This is a genomic window from Nocardia nova (genome assembly GCF_002933465.1).
In the GTDB taxonomy this organism is placed as follows: Bacteria; Actinomycetota; Actinomycetes; order Mycobacteriales; family Mycobacteriaceae; genus Nocardia; species Nocardia nova_B.
Window position 1 is genome coordinate 34,332 of sequence record NZ_PSZE01000001.1, and the last position, 18,297, is coordinate 52,628.

General features: G+C 64.0%; 21 protein-coding genes. 11 read left to right on the forward strand and 10 right to left on the reverse strand.

The features are described from left to right. Positions 1-35 precede the first annotated feature (35 nt). The 3 genes from C5E41_RS00120 to C5E41_RS00125 all read left to right on the forward strand — a co-directional run bounded on the left by C5E41_RS00120 (position 36) and on the right by C5E41_RS00125 (position 2,283). Positions 36-794, forward strand: a complete 759-nt coding sequence (locus tag C5E41_RS00120; protein ID WP_258080669.1) for a YoaK family protein — start codon at positions 36-38, stop codon at positions 792-794. Next, entirely contained in the window at positions 736-1,095 is a 360-nt protein-coding gene (locus C5E41_RS35850) for a Scr1 family TA system antitoxin-like transcriptional regulator (RefSeq protein WP_368854483.1), read from the forward strand. Before C5E41_RS00120 ends, C5E41_RS35850 begins: the two co-directional genes overlap by 59 nt. A gap of 99 nt (positions 1,096-1,194) precedes the next feature. Then, positions 1,195-2,283, forward strand: coding sequence for a hypothetical protein (locus C5E41_RS00125; RefSeq protein ID WP_219823067.1), 1,089 nt, complete (start codon positions 1,195-1,197; stop codon positions 2,281-2,283). A gap of 407 nt (positions 2,284-2,690) precedes the next feature. Here the strand turns inward: C5E41_RS00125 and C5E41_RS00130 are convergent, their stop codons facing one another. The 4 genes from C5E41_RS00130 to C5E41_RS00150 form a co-directional block, all read right to left on the reverse strand. Beyond that, positions 2,691-3,629, reverse strand: coding sequence for a hypothetical protein (locus tag C5E41_RS00130; protein WP_104373822.1), 939 nt, complete (start codon positions 3,627-3,629; stop codon positions 2,691-2,693). A 43-nt stretch (positions 3,630-3,672) separates the two neighbouring features. Next, positions 3,673-3,936, reverse strand: a complete 264-nt coding sequence (locus C5E41_RS00135) for a hypothetical protein (RefSeq protein WP_104379668.1) — start codon at positions 3,934-3,936, stop codon at positions 3,673-3,675. Further along, positions 3,933-4,211, reverse strand: a complete 279-nt coding sequence (locus C5E41_RS00140) for a hypothetical protein (RefSeq protein ID WP_104373824.1) — start codon at positions 4,209-4,211, stop codon at positions 3,933-3,935. The genes C5E41_RS00135 and C5E41_RS00140 overlap by 4 nt, the downstream gene beginning before the upstream one ends. 507 nt (positions 4,212-4,718) lie before the next feature. Further along, complete coding sequence (locus C5E41_RS00150; RefSeq protein ID WP_104373826.1) at positions 4,719-5,816, reverse strand: DUF1152 domain-containing protein; 1,098 nt, start codon at positions 5,814-5,816, stop codon at positions 4,719-4,721. A 61-nt stretch (positions 5,817-5,877) separates the two neighbouring features. On the opposite strand from C5E41_RS00150, the gene C5E41_RS00155 reads away from it, so the two are divergent. The 7 genes from C5E41_RS00155 to C5E41_RS00185 all read left to right on the forward strand — a co-directional run bounded on the left by C5E41_RS00155 (position 5,878) and on the right by C5E41_RS00185 (position 11,453). Continuing rightward, the gene (locus C5E41_RS00155) at positions 5,878-6,621 is read left to right on the forward strand and encodes a GntR family transcriptional regulator (RefSeq protein ID WP_104373827.1); all 744 of its coding nucleotides are present in this window, start codon (positions 5,878-5,880) and stop codon (positions 6,619-6,621) included. Positions 6,622-7,091: 470 nt separating this feature from the next. Further along, a complete protein-coding gene (locus C5E41_RS00160) occupies positions 7,092-7,436 on the forward strand; it encodes a hypothetical protein (protein WP_104373828.1) in 345 nt (114 codons plus the stop codon). Positions 7,437-7,450: 14 nt separating this feature from the next. After that, positions 7,451-7,804, forward strand: coding sequence for a hypothetical protein (locus C5E41_RS00165; RefSeq protein ID WP_146097423.1), 354 nt, complete (start codon positions 7,451-7,453; stop codon positions 7,802-7,804). 573 nt (positions 7,805-8,377) lie between these two features. Continuing rightward, complete coding sequence (locus C5E41_RS35855; RefSeq protein ID WP_368854484.1) at positions 8,378-8,767, forward strand: type I restriction-modification enzyme R subunit C-terminal domain-containing protein; 390 nt, start codon at positions 8,378-8,380, stop codon at positions 8,765-8,767. Continuing rightward, positions 8,719-9,342, forward strand: coding sequence for a DUF3558 domain-containing protein (locus C5E41_RS00175; RefSeq protein ID WP_104373831.1), 624 nt, complete (start codon positions 8,719-8,721; stop codon positions 9,340-9,342). Before C5E41_RS35855 ends, C5E41_RS00175 begins: the two co-directional genes overlap by 49 nt. A 77-nt stretch (positions 9,343-9,419) precedes the next feature. Beyond that, complete coding sequence (locus C5E41_RS34325) at positions 9,420-10,169, forward strand: hypothetical protein (protein ID WP_146097424.1); 750 nt, start codon at positions 9,420-9,422, stop codon at positions 10,167-10,169. Between the two features lie 201 nt (positions 10,170-10,370). Next, positions 10,371-11,453 (forward strand): hypothetical protein, encoded by a 1,083-nt coding sequence (locus C5E41_RS00185; RefSeq protein WP_104373833.1) that lies wholly within the window; start codon positions 10,371-10,373, stop codon positions 11,451-11,453. A gap of 318 nt (positions 11,454-11,771) precedes the next feature. On the opposite strand, the gene C5E41_RS33590 is transcribed toward C5E41_RS00185, so the two are convergent. From C5E41_RS33590 to rplN, 5 genes are all read right to left on the reverse strand, one after another. Next, a complete protein-coding gene (locus C5E41_RS33590) occupies positions 11,772-12,053 on the reverse strand; it encodes a hypothetical protein (RefSeq protein ID WP_181063015.1) in 282 nt (93 codons plus the stop codon). A 67-nt stretch (positions 12,054-12,120) separates the two neighbouring features. Next, positions 12,121-12,306, reverse strand: a complete 186-nt coding sequence (locus C5E41_RS00195; RefSeq protein WP_025347225.1) for a type Z 30S ribosomal protein S14 — start codon at positions 12,304-12,306, stop codon at positions 12,121-12,123. Between the two features lie 4 nt (positions 12,307-12,310). Further along, on the reverse strand, positions 12,311-12,883 hold the full coding sequence (rplE, locus tag C5E41_RS00200) for a 50S ribosomal protein L5 (RefSeq protein WP_104373834.1): 573 nt from the start codon (positions 12,881-12,883) through the stop codon (positions 12,311-12,313). Between the two features lie 2 nt (positions 12,884-12,885). Further along, on the reverse strand, positions 12,886-13,200 hold the full coding sequence (rplX, locus tag C5E41_RS00205) for a 50S ribosomal protein L24 (RefSeq protein WP_040818503.1): 315 nt from the start codon (positions 13,198-13,200) through the stop codon (positions 12,886-12,888). Position 13,201: 1 nt separating this feature from the next. After that, a complete protein-coding gene (gene rplN, locus C5E41_RS00210) occupies positions 13,202-13,570 on the reverse strand; it encodes a 50S ribosomal protein L14 (RefSeq protein ID WP_030513395.1) in 369 nt (122 codons plus the stop codon). Between the two features lie 404 nt (positions 13,571-13,974). On the opposite strand from rplN, the gene C5E41_RS00215 reads away from it, so the two are divergent. Beyond that, complete coding sequence (locus C5E41_RS00215) at positions 13,975-16,017, forward strand: M13 family metallopeptidase (protein WP_308706018.1); 2,043 nt, start codon at positions 13,975-13,977, stop codon at positions 16,015-16,017. A gap of 3 nt (positions 16,018-16,020) precedes the next feature. On the opposite strand, the gene C5E41_RS00220 is transcribed toward C5E41_RS00215, so the two are convergent. Further along, positions 16,021-18,129, reverse strand: coding sequence for an amylo-alpha-1,6-glucosidase (locus C5E41_RS00220; RefSeq protein WP_104373836.1), 2,109 nt, complete (start codon positions 18,127-18,129; stop codon positions 16,021-16,023). Positions 18,130-18,297 lie beyond the last annotated feature (168 nt).

The following is an 18,297-nucleotide window of genomic DNA, read 5'->3' on the forward strand; positions in this document are numbered from 1 at the left end:
TCCCATTCGCCCAAGACAGACAACAACTCCGGGAGCTGTATGCCTGCCATGAGCCTCACAATTCTCACCGCGCACTCCTTGTCGGCTACGGTTCGCCGCTCGCGACAGTCGCGGCTTTCGTCAATGCCGTAGCGATCCTGACCTTGGCCATTCCGGTCGGCAATCCGACCGCGACGACCACGCGGCTGGGGATGGACGCCGCCAACCCGTGGCTGTTCGAAAGCAGCGTGCTCGCCCTCATCCTCATCGGATTCCTGATGGGAGCGGCGTGCGCCGGCGCGACGCCGGCGCCCTCGAAAACCCATGCGGGAGTTCGGCACAGCGCCGTCATGATCGGCGACGCGTTGCTACTGGTGCTGGCCTTCGCCTGGTCGGAACGCACCCTGTCGGTCTTCCTGGCGGCCCTTGCCTGCGGGCTACAGAACCGGACGACCTCCAGCCTGCGAACAATGCAGATCCGCACCACCCACTTCACCGGCACCGTCACCGATCTCGGCCTGATCATCGGACGTTCCCGCCTGCACGGCGTCGACAGATGGCGAGCCGCGGTGCTGTCGGCCAGCGAGCGATGTACCAGTCGACTGACCCCAGCCACGACGCACGGCGATCGCGTCCCGAGCTCGATCGCCGCGTGTTCGACGGCGCTGGAGCGAATCCGGGTCGGCCCACTGAACCAATCGTGCAAACCGCGCCGAATTTTGCGGTTTCTGCACATTTTCGTCGCGGTTTGCACGATTGGTTCGGGGTTCTCGCGGCCCATCCGCGTCACAGGACTGCAGCTACAGCAGTGGTGACTTCCGACAGCAGCGGCAGCGACTCCTCGCGCTGCGGTGCGCGAGCCCACCACCGCCTCAGGTCGCCTACGTGGAGAAGCTTGCCGGTTGTCTCTACGTCGAATCGCCGGCCGTCGATCGATACCTGCGCGCGTACGATGACATCGAAAATGCGGCGCTCACAGCGAGCGAAACTACCTCCCGAACGGCACCGTACGCCTCCGCAACAACTACACCACCCTCACCTACACCGCCGACGAGTGGACGGCCTTCACTTCGGGCATCGCCGCTGGCGAATTCGACGCCGCCTGACGCGGGGTGACACGCCCGCCGGGAGAGGCCAACAGCGCAATAAGGAGCCCCAGGCGCATGAGAAAACTCAGAGGCGACACTGGGGCGTTCGTCGGCTAGCATACCCGCCATGACGGGGGATGTCGACTACAGCGAAACTCAGGTGTGGGACCTCCTTTCAGCCCCACGGATGGCGCCGTACCTAGCCGCGGCTGGCGGCGACCGCACGCTGGCCCTGTCGCTGTACGAATGGAGCGCTCGGACGGTCGCGGCCTCGTTCGAGGTACTCGCACATACCGAAGTGCTGCTGCGTAACTCCTTGGACTCCGTGCTGCGGGAACACTTCAAGGAAGCCGTCAGAGGCATTCCGTGGTTCCTGATTCCGTTGAACGACAACGTGTCAACGGCGGTTCAAGCCGTGCGTGAGCGCCTGAGACAACAAGACCGGGAGCACCGCGACCAGATCGTGGCGGGTTTGAGCTTCGGCTTCTGGTCGGGTTTGCTCGGCACCAAATACGAGCAGCTTTGGCGAGATTGCCTGCATCGCGCGTTCCCGCACTCCTCAGGTCGGCGCAAAGAGGTGTCGGCCGCGCTCGACGGTGTGCGCAAGTTCCGGAATCGGCTTGCTCATCACGACTCGATCTTGAACATCGATATTCCGTTCGAACTGCGACGGGTGATCGAAGTCGCCGGGTACATCGATTCAGATGCCGCATCCTGGATCGGCGACCTGAGCCGAGGGATGGCGGTTTACTCCGAGCGGCCGGTTGCCGCCGTCGACACAGCAGTGGTCGCAGCACGGGTCGCATGGCCCCTCTACCAGTCGTGTCAGGCCTACGTCTGTCAGGCCGGACGCTTCTTCCGACCGGTCGAGCGCATCGCTTTCTATACCGAGTCGGCGATTCAACCCGAGGTGCCGCTCGTATTGCATCGGCGTGACAACGTCGAGTGGACCACCGAATCTGCCGCCAAACTGCGAGCTTCCGAAGACAGAACGGATCGCAAGATAGGCGCAGTCATCGACGCCGCGCGTCAAATGGGTTGGGCTGAGGGCGCTTACCAGGTATTTCTGCTCACCGGACCGGGCCATCCTTCGCACAGATCGCTCGCCCAATCCCTCCCACACAATGCAACCGGCCGCGGAACGGCATTCACCCAACGACAGCGGTATGTCTCCCTGCATGCGCTCGAGACGGCGGTAAGCACGGATGCACTCTGACACTGGTCTTCCCTGACGGCGACCACCCTACATCCGGCGACGCGCGGGGGCGGATGTCGAAGGCAAGCTGCTCCAGCTCGCGAAGATGCGAACCCCGCCGATCGCGTCGGTGCGGTCCGATTGCGGTCCTACGCGGAACGGGCCCGAAATGGTGAACGTCACTGGCGTGACAGTGAATTCCTGGCTCGACCGGTGCCACCGAAGTACTGGAGCTGAAGAACTCACCTCATTTCATTTGGCGATGGGACCCGGAACCCCCGCCGCCACCAGCCCCGCCGACCCCACGCCCGAGGCCCGGGGGAACCGTCGTGGGCCCTAGCGATTGGCCGGATAACTTCGCCGAATACCCGACCGACACACCATGGTGGGCAAGATGAGCGGTCGCGGCGACGCTTCGGGGTGCCGGGTCACGGGAACAGCGTCAGCACCTGCCGGGTGACCTCGGCCAACGCGTCCGCATTCTTCCCCGTCACAGTCACCACCGGAAGGCGAGGCCCGAGGAAATCGCCTGCGGCGGGCGAGCCGAGTTCGGGGCCCAGGACCGTCGTGTAGGTGACGTAGCCGTCGGAATCCGATGCGGGCTCGAGGAAGACCGCGTAGTTACCTGGGAAGTCGGTCTGCTGCGACCCCTGAATGAGCTTCTGTTGCTCGTATTCGTACCGGACGGTGACATCGTCTCCGCGATAAACGAAGTCGCACTTGTCCTCTCGGCGATCATCGGGGCCCGCGGTGGCACTCAGCTTCGGAAGTCCCGCACAGGGATCTGCCCCCGTCAGAACGGTTCGGGGCGAGACGGTTCCCTGCTGCGGTTCCTTGGCGAACTCGGATATCAGTTGCGGTACCAGCGATTTCGCTGTTTCGCAGGCATCCGTGCCGAGCGGACCGTCGAGGTGCATCATGACGGCCGCGTGGGACGGGTATTGGACCGTGACGGCACACGTGCGCTGCACCAGCTGATCGGTCGGCATCCCGGAATCTGCATCACTCAAGAAGGTGACCGGAACACCGCCGATCGTCTCGGTCCTGCCCTTATCGGCGTTCTTCACCTCGGCGACCACAACCGACCAGTCGACGCTTGTCCCTTTGTACGCCTCGGACGACCCCAGCTCCACATCGCACGACGTGGGGTCATGGCTCTCCATCGAACGGATGGACCCGATCTTCTCCAGTGCGGGCTTCGGAATGAGCGCGCAGGGGTCCACATTCCGCACCCGCTGCAGAACTTCCGAACGCTGCTGATCGTTCTGTGGTGCGGTGAACCAGAATTTACCGGGATCGTCCGACTTCCCGGTCCCGCAGGCGGTTATCGCGATCAACGCCGCGAGCATACCCAGCCGACGAATCATCCCCCACTCCTTCACATCCGCCTCGGCGGTCGACGGGCAACCACTATTCCGGGCGTCGATCACGCAACCGGCTCGAATGATAGTCGGCCAGCACCGACGACACGCCCGTCGTCAAGAAGACACCGCACCCCTCCACGTCTTCTGCGATGGTTTTCGAGTAGACGCGGTACGAAGGGTTGGGAGCTCGGAATCTGGTGATGGCGCCCTCCGCGGTTCGAATGTATCCGTAACCCTGGTACTCGGGCAGATCGTAAGCATCGGGAATGCCTATCACCTGCATGGAGGTGCGTGGGCTGAGTTGCTTCATACCGATCCGATAGTTCCGAACAGCATCGAGAGCATCGTGAAAACTGTGTAGATCGGTAGCGGCGAACAGCAGATGGACGCGTCCGGCGACGACTTCAAGTCCAGTGTCACTCGAGACCCGTTGTCCGCCATACCGATCGGCACTTGCAGCCGATCACCGTACGGCTTGCGCCGCCATCGGTACTCGACATCCAACTCACCGACATCACCGATTCGATGGAACGGCGCGAAATCGAAGCCACCATTCGGTGACGGATACACGCTGGCCGGATCCACACCGTAATCGTTCAATCCTGCAACCCAATTCTGTTGGCGCCGTGAGGGACAACGCCCAGGGTAACGGACCTCGCGCCCGATGCCGACCGGTCGCGAGAGCCCGGCATCAGTGTCCCTGCGGCCGGCGCGGAACCGGTCGCGATGGTTCCGAAGCACGGGTGTCGCCCCGCGGGCTGGCCAGCCTTCGTTCGAGGTCGGTGAGTGCGGAGGTCGCCTCGGGTGATTCGAAAGCGCGATTGCGGCGGCCGACCGACAGGCATTCCGATCAGGCTGCGCAGGAGCAGATCCACAGCGGAATTCGCCCGCACAGGGTCCCAGCCAGATTCGATGATGTCTTCCAGCCGTTTTTCGAGCGGAATCCGCGCCCGCCGGACCCCGGCCGGCGTTCCGTCTACTCGCCAAAGTCCAATCTGTACCGGCACCACTCCCCCTGACTTTGTGCGCCGAACCCACCGGATACCGGATCGAGAAGTACTGTATGCGAATTACGCGTTCCCGCGTCGACTGTCACCGCACCGAATTCAAGGCGCGACATACGTAGAGCGGCGGCCGAAAGTTGCTTGGCCGCAGGCGTTCCAAACTCCGTCGCAAGGCCGCAGCAGAGTCAGGATCAATCACACCGATCAGCTCGGATACTCGCCGAACTGTCAGTGCGTCGATACCGCGCTCGGCAGCCTCTACCGCATACCGGTCGATCTCGGCGACAGGGCCGACAGTGGGTACACGCACGCGGTCTCTATTCGCGAGCTTGTCTCGCTCGATATCGACGTCGCTGTATCCACGGCGGTGGCGTAGTACACGTTCGATGTCCGCGAACCGTGTGGTCTGGGAAATGGCGGCAGCAAGCGTTGAACGTGCGAGGGCATCGGCCGGCACTTCATGCACATCGACTGCGCTGTCGGTCACCTCGATAACAGCGCCGCGTTGTGTCTCGACTCGGCCGCGAAATCCGGCTGTGGCCACGGCGAGAAGGCCATTCGCCTCCGACGGGTGCCAGGCCCAGACCTCTTGCAACGCAGAGTAATCCGTAGACCGAAGACGCACACGCGGTTTCGCGTCTAGTAACGCGAGCCTTGCGATCACCTCGTCTGACGTGAGTTCGCCATCCAGCCCTATACCGGCAACCAGGACCCGCACGGGTAGCCCGGTGCGCACGGCCGCGGCCAGGGTTACGGCGTCGGCGAGCGGGCTGCGCAGGTTCGCTTCGTTGCCCTCCGCCACGATGTCGCCACCAACATCGACGATAACGAGCCGGTCGGCGCCGAATGCTCCAGCTGCGGCACGCATCTGCTCGGCGAGACCGACAACGCCCGCGGAAGCATCGATCAACAACAACGGTTGCGGAACATGGCGAGCTAGTTGCGGCAATGTCGAGCGACCGGGTCCGATGAGTCGCGCGGTCTCCGAAACTTCCGATACACCGCCTCGATCGAGGAGACCGACGAAGTCCGCCGCAGTGCGCGGTCCGGGTACCGGATCCATCATGAGCCGGTCCCATGACCAAGACATGACAGCCGCAATATCGAGATCAGGCAAGGCGCCAGCCAGCGCCGATGCGGTGATCGCATCGCCGCCGCCGCCCGCCGCGACCGCTACTGCCGTCATGGATGCCACTCTAGGACTCGTATGCTGGCTAGTGGCATACGGCACATTTGGAGGTTGTGGAGTGCCCGAACTCGAAGAGGTGCGGCCGAAGTATCTGCAGATAGCCGGGTATATCCGCGACCAAATAGTGCGCGGCGATTTGCCTCCGGGCGCCGAGGTCCCATCCGAGCGCGAGCTTGCTGCGGACTGGAAGGTTGCACGCCCGACCGCGAGCAAGGCATTGCAGGCACTTCGACAGCAGGGGCTTGTCGAATCGCGACGCGGGTCGGGGACGTTCGTGCGCGCAGTGAGCGCGGCACCGAGGGCGCGTGAGCGGTTCGAGCGGGCTGCGGCATTCGGCACGATGTACGCAGATTCCGAAAGTGTCGTGTTCCCGTTCGTCGGCATCGTCGGCGCCCCGGAATATGTAGTGTCCGCGCTCGATCTGACACCCGGGAGCCGGGTCATACGGCGAGAACGACTGATCAGCAACGATTCCGGCCCGGTCGAGTTGTCCACCTCATGGTTTCCCGAACAGTTCGCCGACGTAGCCCCTGGCCTCCTAATCGGCGAGCGCCTCCGCGGCGGCACCCTGCCTTATCTCGCCGACGCCGCCGGCGTCACTGCGATGTACGCGCGGGATCGAGTAAGCGCGCAATCAGCCACGAAGGACCAGAGTTCAGTCCTCACTGTTCCGGCGAACGCGCCCGTCCTCGTCTATTGGCTGGTGGCGTACGACGCATCAGACCGACCGGTCCAGTTTGACGAGGCGATCTACCCCGAAAATCGGTGGTCCTTCCGCCAGGAGTACCCGATCAACCTCTAACGCCCGGCGGCTGGCGCGGGAAATTTTCCGATTTCAGCAAAGTGGACTATGCCACCATCCATTAAGTGGCACAGTCCACTTGTCTAACCAGTGGCCTAGCAGAAGTGAAGAGACCATGACCATCGAGGCAACCAGCGGCGACAACCACCAAATAGCAATCGTAGTGCTACGCATCGAAATTCGAGGCGAAACCGACGAGAACGACATGCGCGCGCTCGCCGGGCGCCTCGGGTATCGACTCGCCGCCGCCCCGATCCCGCTCGAACCCGACCGCGAGGGACCACTCACAACCGTGATGCTGGCGCTGGCCCGCACGAAAGGATCAGTCGTGATCGTCCCGAACCTCGGACACCTCGATGGAATGCCTCCCATGTTCAGCAGCGTGCGCGAATCGTCACCGTTGCCGTTGCCGGCGAACGCGTGCTCGAGCGGATTACCGCCACATCGGTCACCGAGTCCACCGCGGCCGTATGAGCGGCGCGGCGATCCTGCTGTGGGCAGTTCTCGCTGCGATCACAATCGCGGTCGTTGCACTCATCGCCGAAGACTTGCGGCCCGATCCCAATGATGTGCAGCCTCCCGTACCTCCGCTCCCGGCAGCAGCACCAGTTCCCGCAATACCTGTGGTTCGAATAGTCGAGCTGCCGCCGATTGCGTTGTCGCACAACCTGCCCGAGCGAGCGCTGACACCGGATGAGGCACACGCGATCACACAGGAACACCGCAAATGTCTCGCCATTGAATGCAAGCGGAAGGCGTATGCGATCGCGGTACTCATCGCCGCCGAACGCATGGTTCCCGACACACGCCGATGAACGAGGAAGCCTAAATGACAGACGAACCACCCCCGCGCGCAATGAGTTACGTATGCGTCGACCTGGTGAAAACACTGACCGGCATCGATTTGGCGGCCCGACGGATCGCCGCCCGGCTCGGGTACCAGTACATCGGAATGACCAGAAGCAGCAGCCTCATCGTGCCCGAGGCATTACCGGCACACGCCCCGGCACACGACGTCGAACTGCTGATCGTGCCCCACATTGCACATCTACGCGGCCGGATCCCGCCCGAGCTTGCCGACCTCACCGATATCCACGACCTCGCCACCGGTGTCACGCACGAACGCGAAGGCGCGTACGCACCCGATGAAGGTCATCGCGCCAACCCGCTGGCGACGTCATGAATCCGCCACTGCCGCAGAGGAATCCAAGTAACGAAACCGAGATGAGCTGGTCCGCGAGTCTCGCACTGGTCGATGACCTGCTCGCTGCCCTGCGAGCCTGGCAACCGCGTGATTCGCCCCCGTCTCCTGCCACCGAGCAGGACGTGGCCGTACTATCGGCATTGTCGTGCATCCCGTGGGCACAAACCCGTCAAGCGCCCTTCGAGGACAGTGGATTCGGAGATAGCACCAGATGAGTCGACGACGCGATCGCAGCGACCGCCCAGTTCAGCGACAAGCGTCTCACCCAGCCCCGAGACTTCGTTGCTCCGGCGTACATCGGGTGCTTCCATTTGGTCGTCAACCTCGCGAATAGGTGCCGGGCAGACGAGGCAGCTCGACGGCCTCGGCACGTCACCACCGCCGAGTTTATGCAACGAGCTGGCCTCGAACGAGGTCGCTCCAACTCACGAAGATGCGAACCCGACCGAGCGCGTCGGTGGGGTTCGATAACCTCTCTCGCATGATCACAGGCAAGCTGCGCGGCAAAAGCAGATTACCACCGCCGACCTCGCCGAGCTGGAAAAGATCTTCCTGGACAACGGTTTCGGCACCGAAGCCGATATCGAACAGGTCAAGACCGAGCATGGCGGCCTCGGCCTGTTCCTGCGCGGTCTGACCGGGCTCGACCGCGAAACCGCCGCCGCGGCCTTCGACGAATTCCAAGCCGGAAAGAACCTCACCACCAACCAGTTGCACTTCCTGAATTTGCTGATCGACGTGATCGCGGAAAACGGCATCGTGGAAGTCGGCGTCCTCTGGAACCCCCCTTCCGTTCCCTCGCCCCGATGTGGAACCACACGGCATAACTTGTCCGCTATGCGAGCTTTGATGCGCTCGCGTCCGTCGTCCGAAAAGGGAGGGGCAGAACTGGTATGGGGCGAATTTTCACGATCGGCGTCGGCTTCATTGCAGCGGCCATAGTCTCCGGCTGCAGCACCACGCGTTCGGGCGACACCGAGGATTCGGCGTCCACTACGTCGACCGCCACCTCGAAGGCGTCGATCGCCGTATCGATTCCGCCTCCGCCGGACCAGAAGCAGAGCAGTAAGCCCGTGCGGTTCGACCCCTGTCTCGAAATCGGGGACGATCTGGTTACCCGAGCGGGGTTCGACCCGTCGACCCGCGAACGGAGCGTCGGTGATGTCGTCACCGATCTGCTGACGTTGATCGGATGCGATTTCAACCGCACCGCGACCAAGGACGGTGAGAAGGTCATTTCCGGCAGCATCTCGATCGAGTCGAGCAACAGGACGCTCGACGACATCCGAACCAACCCCGAGCGGACCGCCTTCAACTCCGACCCGATCCGTGGCCGCGCGGCGGTGCTCTACCGCACCCCTTCGCTGCCCGGAATGTGTTCTGCCGCAGTCGCATCGCCCGACGGCGTCCTCGACGTGTCGTTGACCGTCTTTCCCGGCCCGATCGCCGTACCGCAGCCGTGTGATCAGATTCGTGAGCTGGCCGACGTATTCACCTCCGCTCTGGACGAGAAGTAGCCGATCAGTTGCCGTACTTCAGCAACGACGATCGGTATCACCGCATCGCGAAACAGGTCGGCACGATCGTCGCACTAGTGGGCGTCATCATCGTCGCGGCCATCCTCACGGTGCGGATCGCGAATTCTCACCAGCGTGTCGTCGCCACACCGGAGCAGCCACCCTCGGTATGGCACGCACCGCCAGGACCGTCGGGGCCCGCGGATCCTCCCCTGCCGTCAGGATTTCCCTCGATGGCGGTTCCTCCACCGATGAGTCCCGCCCCGAAAGGGGGACCGCAGACCGTCCCCACCTGGTATGGCCTGAGCTACACCGTTCCCACTACCGGAGCGTGGCGACCGAGCAACGAAAGGGTGATGGGCTGGACCAGCGAAACCACCGACCAGACCATCGTCTCTTACGGAGCGGTCAGCGATTACGGCTACGGCTACTGCCCGCAGACCGATGGGTCAGCCCTGGCTAACGTAGGCGCCAGAGGCCGCAACGGCATCGATATCGAGACAGCGGCCCGAGAAGAGATCAGCAAGGCCGAGGAAATCTTCGGAGCCGCGGACGCCGGCCGAAAAGCGATCGTGACTGTCAGCGAACCCGCGCGGTGGTCAATAAACGGCCGTCCCGCAGTTCGCTACCGGGCGAATATCTCCGGGATTCCCCGTAAGCATTCCTGCGACGCCACCGAAGCCGAGTTCGATGTCATCGCCACGCCGGCATATTCCTCGGCCGAGGTCGCAGTCTTCGTCATCGAACGCGAAATCGGGCCAGCACAAGCGTTGACCGCCGGCGATGTCGACACGATCGCCGCATCCATACAGAAGACCAGACAGTGAAAATCGAATAACAGGAGGGGCGCCTGAAGATGGGTGAAATTTTCCGAGCAATCCCCGGCGAGATAGCCGGGCTCGCCAAGCTCATCTCCGAAATCGGCGACGATGCCACCAAGGCCGCCGAATTCGCCGGTCAGGAGGGCCAGCCCGCGGGAGTGGCTGCACGGTCCGATCATCGACGAGATGATTACTCCGATACGAGAGATGGCGCTGGCCACCAAGGTGCGGATGGGCGACCTGGGGAAGACGACTACGGCAACCGGTGTCGAACTGAACAAAGCGGCCTGGATGTATGCCGATCAGGATCATCGCAATTACGCCGCACTGAACAGTCACACCTTCCTGGGGCCCGTCGGCCCGAACGCCCCCAAGGACACCAATACCGACGTCGAGGCGGGCGGTATCACCGAGGCATACGTTTCGCCGGCCAATTACCCCAAGCCGGAAGAGTTCAAGCTCGAAAAGCCACAGGCGAACAAGGAAGACACGGTTGCGCTGATCGCTGAGGTCGCGCCGATCCTCGGGGACCTGAACGAAACAGTCAAAAGCATCACCCGGACGGCTGGTAACGAAATCGACCCGCTCGGCAAGTGCCTGGAACCCATTCCGGGGAACTGGAACGAATTTCGCAGGGTCGGTGAGGCTTTCAAGGCGGCCGGGCAGGCGCTCGAAACCTGCGGGAAGAACCTCGAATCCGGGTTGAAGCGGGTCGACCCCAATTGGGACGGCAAAGCCGCGCTGTCGTTCAACGATTGGGCGAACCGCGAGATCGCGGCCATGAAATGGGAAGGGCCGGTCGGGCGAGTCCTCAGTGACGTATTCGGCGTCGTCTCCGACGAGATCCGGGCGGCGGTCAAGACCATCCTGCAAAAACTGTGGGACATCCTGAACGACCAGATCGACTTCTCCAGTGTCAAAGGCATTTTCAAGACGATCGGCAAGAAGATTCCGGTCGTGGGGCAAGTGGCGGAGATCGTGGATCTCGGCCGCAAGATATTCAAAATCGTCAGTACCGCGATCGACCTCGTCGGAACCATCCGGCAGCTGGTGGACAAGCTCAAGAAGCTTCTCGAATTCTTCAAGGACCCGCTCGGACAGTTGAAGGACCGGGCGCAGCAGAAGCTGGACGAGACGATCGCACCGTTCAACGAGAAGCTGGAAAAAGCATCGAAGAAGGTTGCGGTGGCCACGGATCTCGCACAGATCGCCCAGGTGAATCAGACGTTGAACGCACTGGGGGCCGGCTATGACGTCGGTTCCGGATCGCAACCGTGGGACAACGCATGACGCCGCGGTGGGGCAGTATGCGGGAACCGGATCTGGATCCGGCCGTCGAAGCCCTCGTGCGCGAAGTCATGGATGCCGTCGACGATGTCCGCACCGCACGAATCCGGTTGGAGAACCTTGATGTCTCCGAAATTCTGCACGAGCCGACCGTCGTCGACGAAGAGTTCATGTCGAACCTGGCAGCAGCCGATATCGCCTCCCCCGAACTACGGTCCTACGCGGAACGGGTCCGGAATGGTGAATGTCACTGGCGTGACATCGAATTCCTCGCTCGCCCTGTGCCGCCCGAAGTACTGGAGCTGAAAACCTCACCACACTTCATTTGGCGATGGAACCCCGAACCCCCGCCGCCACCAGCTCCGCCGCCGACCCCACGCCCGAGGCCGGGGAGACCGTCGTGGGCCCGAGCGATTGGCCGGACGACTTCGATGAATACCCGACCGACACACCATGGTGGGCCAGATAACCAATCGCCGCGATGGCCTCGGCTCGCAGCAGCAGACGTGACAGCGCCTCGGTTTCGACCAGCGCGTTGGCTTCGGAATCGAAAAGGTTGTCAGCGCGCGAGCCGACCCAACACAAAGAAGGGTACGGACTCACCCGAGTCCGTACCCTTCTCCGATTCGATTGTCGCGCTCAGCGCATGCGCTGCCTCAGCAGCGCGAGCTCACCAGGAGCTCTTGTGCACGCCCGGCAGTTCGCCGCGGTGCGCCATTTCACGCACGCAGACGCGGCACAGACCGAACTTGCGGTAGACCGCGCGGGGGCGGCCGCAACGCTGGCAGCGGGTGTAGCCACGAACGGCGAACTTCGGCTTCGCGGCGGCCTTGTTGACGAGAGCTTTCTTAGCCATGTGCTCAGTTCTCCTTGAACGGGAAGCCGAGGTGCTTGAGCAGGGCGCGGCCCTCCTCATCGTTGGTCGCGGTGGTGACGACCGTGATGTCCATACCGCGCGGACGGTCGATGGAGTCCACGTCGATCTCGTGGAACATCGACTGCTCGCTCAGGCCGAACGTGTAGTTGCCGTTGCCGTCGAACTGCTTCGGCGACAGGCCGCGGAAGTCGCGGATACGGGGCAGCGCGATGGACACCAGGCGGTCCAGGAACTCCCACATGCGGTCGCCACGCAGCGTGACGCGCGCACCGATCGGCATACCCTCACGCAGCTTGAACTGCGCGATGGACTTGCGGGCCTTACGGATCTCCGGCTTCTGACCGGTGATCAGGGCCAGGTCGTTGACGGCGCCGTTGATCAGCTTGGCGTCGCGGGCGGCGTCACCGACACCCATGTTGACGACGACCTTCACCACGCCCGGGATCTGCATCACATTGGCGTAGTTGAACTCGTTGTTCAGCGCGTCCTTGATCTCCGCGCGGTAGCGCAGCTTGAGACGCGGAGCGATCTTCTCTGTGTTTTCTGCCGTGGTCATGCTCAGATGTCCTTCCCGTTACGACGGGAGATGCGCACCCGCTTGCCGTTCTCGTCGGTGCGGTAACCCACCCGGGTCGGCTTGCCGTCGGAGTCGACAACCATCACGTTGGACACGTGGATGGGCGCCTCCTGGGTCACGATGCCGCCGGAGCTGGCGCCGCGCTGGTTCGCGGAGTTCGCGACGTGCTTCTTGATCCGGTTCACGCCCTCGACCAGGACCTTCTCGGTCGCCGGGTAGGCCTGGATGACCTTGCCCTTGGCGCCCTTGTCCTTACCCGAGACGACGATCACGGTGTCGCCCTTGTGCACCTTCATGTCAGAGCACCTCCGGGGCCAGCGAAACGATCTTCATGAACCGCTTGTCACGCAGCTCGCGGCCGACGGGGCCGAAGATGCGGGTGCCACGCGGATCGTTGTCCGCCTTGATCAGCACCGCGGCGTTCTCGTCGAACTTGATGTACGAACCGTCCGGACGACGACGCTCCTTGACGGTGCGCACGACGACCGCCTTGACGACGTCACCCTTCTTGACGTTGCCGCCGGGGATGGCGTCCTTGACGGTGGCGACGATGACGTCGCCGATACCGGCATAGCGACGCGACGACCCGCCGAGCACGCGGATGCACAGAATCTCCTTGGCACCCGTGTTGTCGGCGACGCGCAGTCGCGACTCCTGCTGAATCACTTCAGCTCCTCCTAGACCTGGACGTAATGCACGCCGGATTGCCGACCCGACGGGCATGGTCAGTTGCCCTTCGACGGACCTTGACGGCCCGCTCCCGCAAGCTCAGCGGGGCAGCGCCTGCCAGCGGTTTTGCATGATCGGAAGGATCAACCACTGTGGGTTCGCGGCCGAAGCGCGGGCACAACGCCCGCAGGCAACCCGACAAGTGTAGCGAAGCCGCAGGTCGCGCCCAAATCAGGGTCGAGCGGGGTCCGGCGTGGCCACCCCACGGGTGGCGGTCGAACTCAGCCGATACTCAGCAGGTTCGGTTAGCCTCTCACCGACGCAACCGGCCACGCCTCCGGGTGGAGCCGCAGTGACGGTCGTCGCGCAGGTGCACGATGAAGTCGGGGAGAGGATTTTCTGTGACATCGTCCGGTCGCCAGGTCCGCCTGGGTCGCCGCTCGTTCCTGATCGCCCTCGGCGCGGTGCCGGTGGCCACCGCCCTGGTGTCGTGCAACAGCGACGACGCGAAGCCGAAACCCCTCACCGGCCCCGATTTGTCGGGCGCCGACCCCGCGGTGCGGCCGCAGGACGATCTGTACCGCAATATCAACGGCGCCTGGCTGCGCACCTACCAGCTGCCGCCGGACAAGGTCTCCTACGGCACCTTCGCCGAGGTGTCCGATCGCGTCGAAGGGCAGCTGCGGGAGGTCATCGACGGAATCCACGATCCGAAGGACGGGTCGGAGGGCCAGCAGATCCGCGACCTCTACGACGCCCGGATGGATCTCGACACGCTCGAGAAGCTCGGCACCACCCCACTGCAACCGCTGTTCGCGCGGATCGATGGGGCGCAGACCAAGGCCGATCTCGCGAGGGTCATGGGCGCGCTGCCGCTGGGCGGGCTCATCGGGCTGGGCGTGAGTATCGACCGCAAGAATTCGAATGCCTACATTCCGTCCGTGAGCCAGTCCGGTCTCGGAATGAGCGAGCAGTACTATCGGAAACCCGAATTCGCGCAATATCTTTCGGCGTATCAGACGCTGCTGCACAAACTGGCGACCGGTGCCGGCCTGCCCGACCCGGACGGCGCGGCCGAACGCACGCTGGATCTCGAGAAGCGCATCGCCGCCGGTTACTGGGACAACGTGCGCACCCGCGACTCCGATGCCACCTACAACCTCATGGCGTGGAACGAGATGACCACGCTGGCACCGGGTTTCGACTGGGAGCCGTGGCTGGCCGGCAGCACCGACCGGCCCAAGGAACTGTTCGGGAAGATGGTCGTCGGCGAGCCGTCGTTCGTCACCGCGGCCGGGCAGCTGTGGACCGAGGTGGATATCAACATCTGGCGGGAATGGCTGAAGCTCAGCCTGCTGCGCAAATACGCCAAGTACATGAACAAGGAACTGTCGGATGCGAATTTCGATTTCCTGAAGGCCACCAGCGGAATCGAGCAGCGCCCGGAGCTGTGGAAGTCGGCGGTCGCGGTGGTCGACGCCAATCTCGGTGAGCAGCTGGGCAAGTTATACGTGGCGAAATACTTTCCGCCGCAGGCGAAGACTCGGGCCAAGGAACTGGTCGACAATCTGCTGGCCGCCTATCGCGACAACTTCCGTAACTCCTCCTGGATGTCGCCGCGGACGCGCGAGGCCGCGATCGCGAAACTGGACAAGATCACGGTCAAGATCGGCTACCCCGACAAGTGGGTGGACTATTCGAAGTTGAAGGTCACCCGCGGCCAGCTGGTCGAATCCCTGCTCGCCATCGAGGCTTTCGAAGCGAAGCGTTCGATGGACAAGCTGGGGACGCCGGTGGACAAGGCCGAATGGGGTATGTCGCCGCAGACCGTCAACGCCTACTACGAGGCCACCTCCAATTCCATCAATTTCCCGGCCGCGATCCTGCAGGCCCCGTTCTTCGACACCGACGCCGCACCAGCGGTGAACTACGGCGCGATCGGTGCGACCATCGGCCACGAGATCGGGCACGGCTTCGACGACCAGGGCTCGAAGTACAACGGTGACGGCAATCGCGAGGACTGGTGGACCCCGGAGGACCGGACGGCTTTCGAGGCCAAGACGAAGCAGCTGATCGATCAGTACAACGCCCTGGTGCCCGAGGGACTGCCGCCCAGCGATCACGTCAACGGCCAGCTCACCGTCGGCGAGAACCTCGCCGACCTGCGCGGGTTGATGATCGCGCTGGCCGCCTTCCGCATCGAGGAAGCCAAGAACGGCCGCAACACCCCGGACTACACCCCGATGTTCCAGTCCTGGGGCCGCAATTGGCGGGAGAAGCAGACCCAGCAGTCACTCGAACAGCAGGTTGCCACGGATCCGCACTCCCCCGGCGAATTCCGCTGCAACCAGGTGGTGCGCAACCTGCCGGAGTTCTACACGACCTTCGCCGTCCAGCCCTCGGACCAGCTCTTCCTTCCTCAGGACCAGCGCGTCAGCCTGTGAGGTTCAATGGGTGATCAGCCGCCAATCCTCGGGCAGGTTGGTGGCGGTCACCTGCTCACCGTCCACCGCCAGATCCACCGCCGTTCCGCCGAGGCGCAGATCGGTGAGCTCTACTCTGCCCCAGCGCGCGGGGACGTGCGGCAGGACGGTCACCGTGCGGTGCGGCACATCGGGTTCGAGCCCGAGGAACGAACGGACCAGCAACAGTGGCGCAGCGCTGGCCCAGGCCTGCGGGGAACACGAGGTCGGATACGGCACCGGCGCCGAGAAGCGGGAGCGCTGGAAACCACAGAACAACTCGGGCAGACGGCCGCCGAAAGCGGTTGCGGCGTCGAGTAATCCATTGGACAGCCGGGTGGCCAGCCCGACCGCGCCCGGGATGTGGCGATAACGCAGCAGACCGGCGACCGCGATGGCGGTGTCGTGCGGCCAGACCGAACCGTTGTGATAACTCATCGGATTGAACGCGCCCATACCGGAAGCCAGTGTGCGCAAACCGAATCCGGAGTCCATCTCCGCGGTCGCCAGATGGTGCACCAGTTGTTCGGCATGGTCGTCGGTCACGATGCCCGACCACAGGCAATGCCCGACATTGCTGGTGAGCGCATCGACGCGGCGCTTGTGGCCGTCCAAAGCGACGGCATACCAGCCCTTTTCGGGAATCCAGAAGGCTTCGGCGAATTTCGTGCGCAATTGTGCGGCATGTTCGCGCAGCTTCTCGGCCTTGTCCGACTGCCCGAATTCCTCGGCCAATTCGGCGCGGGCCAGGATCGCCGCGTAGACGTAGCTCTGCACCTCACACAGCGCGATCGGCGCCTGGGCGAGATGTCCGGCCGCGTCGTTGATGCCGTCGAAGCTGTCCTTCCAGCCCTGATTGATCAGGCCGCGGTCGGTCGCGCGCTGATATTCGACGAATCCGTCACCGTCGCGGTCGCCGAAATGCGACATCCAGTCGAGGGCGGCGTCGGCCGCCGGCAGCAGCGCCTGCACCGCCTCCGGCGACGCACCCCACCGCCGGGTCTCGGCCAGCAGCATCACGAAAAGCGGTGTGGCGTCAACGGTTCCGTAGTACACCTCCCCGCCCAGGGCCAGTCCACCGGCCGGGCCGCGGCGGATCTCGTGCATGATCCGGCCCGGCTCCTCCTCGGTCAGCGCGTCGACCTGCTGGCCCTGCATTTCGGCCAGCTGCTGCATGGTGCCGAGCGCGAGCGAGGAGTCCAGCGGCAGCGCCATCCACGCGGTGAGCAGCGAGTCGCGGCCGAACAACGTCATGAACCACGGTGCGCCGGCGGCGACGAAGGTGCGGTGCCGGCGTTCCTCGCGAATCTGCAATGCGCCCAAATCGCTTTCGGTGCGCTGCAGAATGGCGGTGAGCTGCGGATCACCGGTGGTGAGTTTGGTGGCGGTGTCACGCCAGGCGGCCATCTTGCGGCCCGGTTCGCTGCTGCGATAGTGCTCGCCGGGGCGCAGCGCGACATGCACCCGCTGATTGGCCACCGTCGGCTGCGCGAGGATCTCGGTCTGCCAGCGCCCGGTGGCGGGCACGACGATGCGCCAGGTCAGCGAGCCGGGCAGCACGGTCGGGAGCTCCGAGGAGGAAACCGCCAGGCCGCGGGCGCGATCGGAGCGGTCGTTGAGCAGCAGTTCGTTGTCGGTGACCAGTATTTCGGCGCGCCCGTGCCCGGCCCGGCCCTCCTTGACGGCGAACAGATCGACGAAGTCGGCGTCGGCGCGCAGCTCGAGCACCACAGCCGTGGGTTCGCGGCCGAGATTCTCCAGGATGACCGTCTCCCGCATCCCGTCGGCGACGAGTCGTTCGCGCACCACCAGCAGACTGGAATCGGCGGCGCCGGAGCGCGGCGGCCGCCGCAGGATGAAGCGCGCGGTGAAGGCCTCGGGGCTGAGCACCGACAGCGGTTCGAGCCGCTGCCCGTCCACCCGCAGCTCCCAGCGCGACACCACTCGGGCGTCGCGATAGAACAGGCCCTGCGATGTTCCCGATTCCACATCGCCGACCCGGTCGGACAGGCAGAAGGTGCTGCCCTCGACCAGCGTCACCGAACCGTTCAGCAGGGCGGGCTCGCCGCCGTTGAGAGGTGAGGGCCCGGTCATCACGCATCACCCCCTCGGGGGTGTCGCGGCGCCGCGGCGGGCGCGGTAGATCGTTTCGTCGACTCGAACATCACCATCGCGAACGGCTCCTCCCTGATCACCGGCGACAACCGATCCGGCTCGAGGTTTGCGTGGGCCTATCCGACAACGTTCGCACGAGAACGTCTC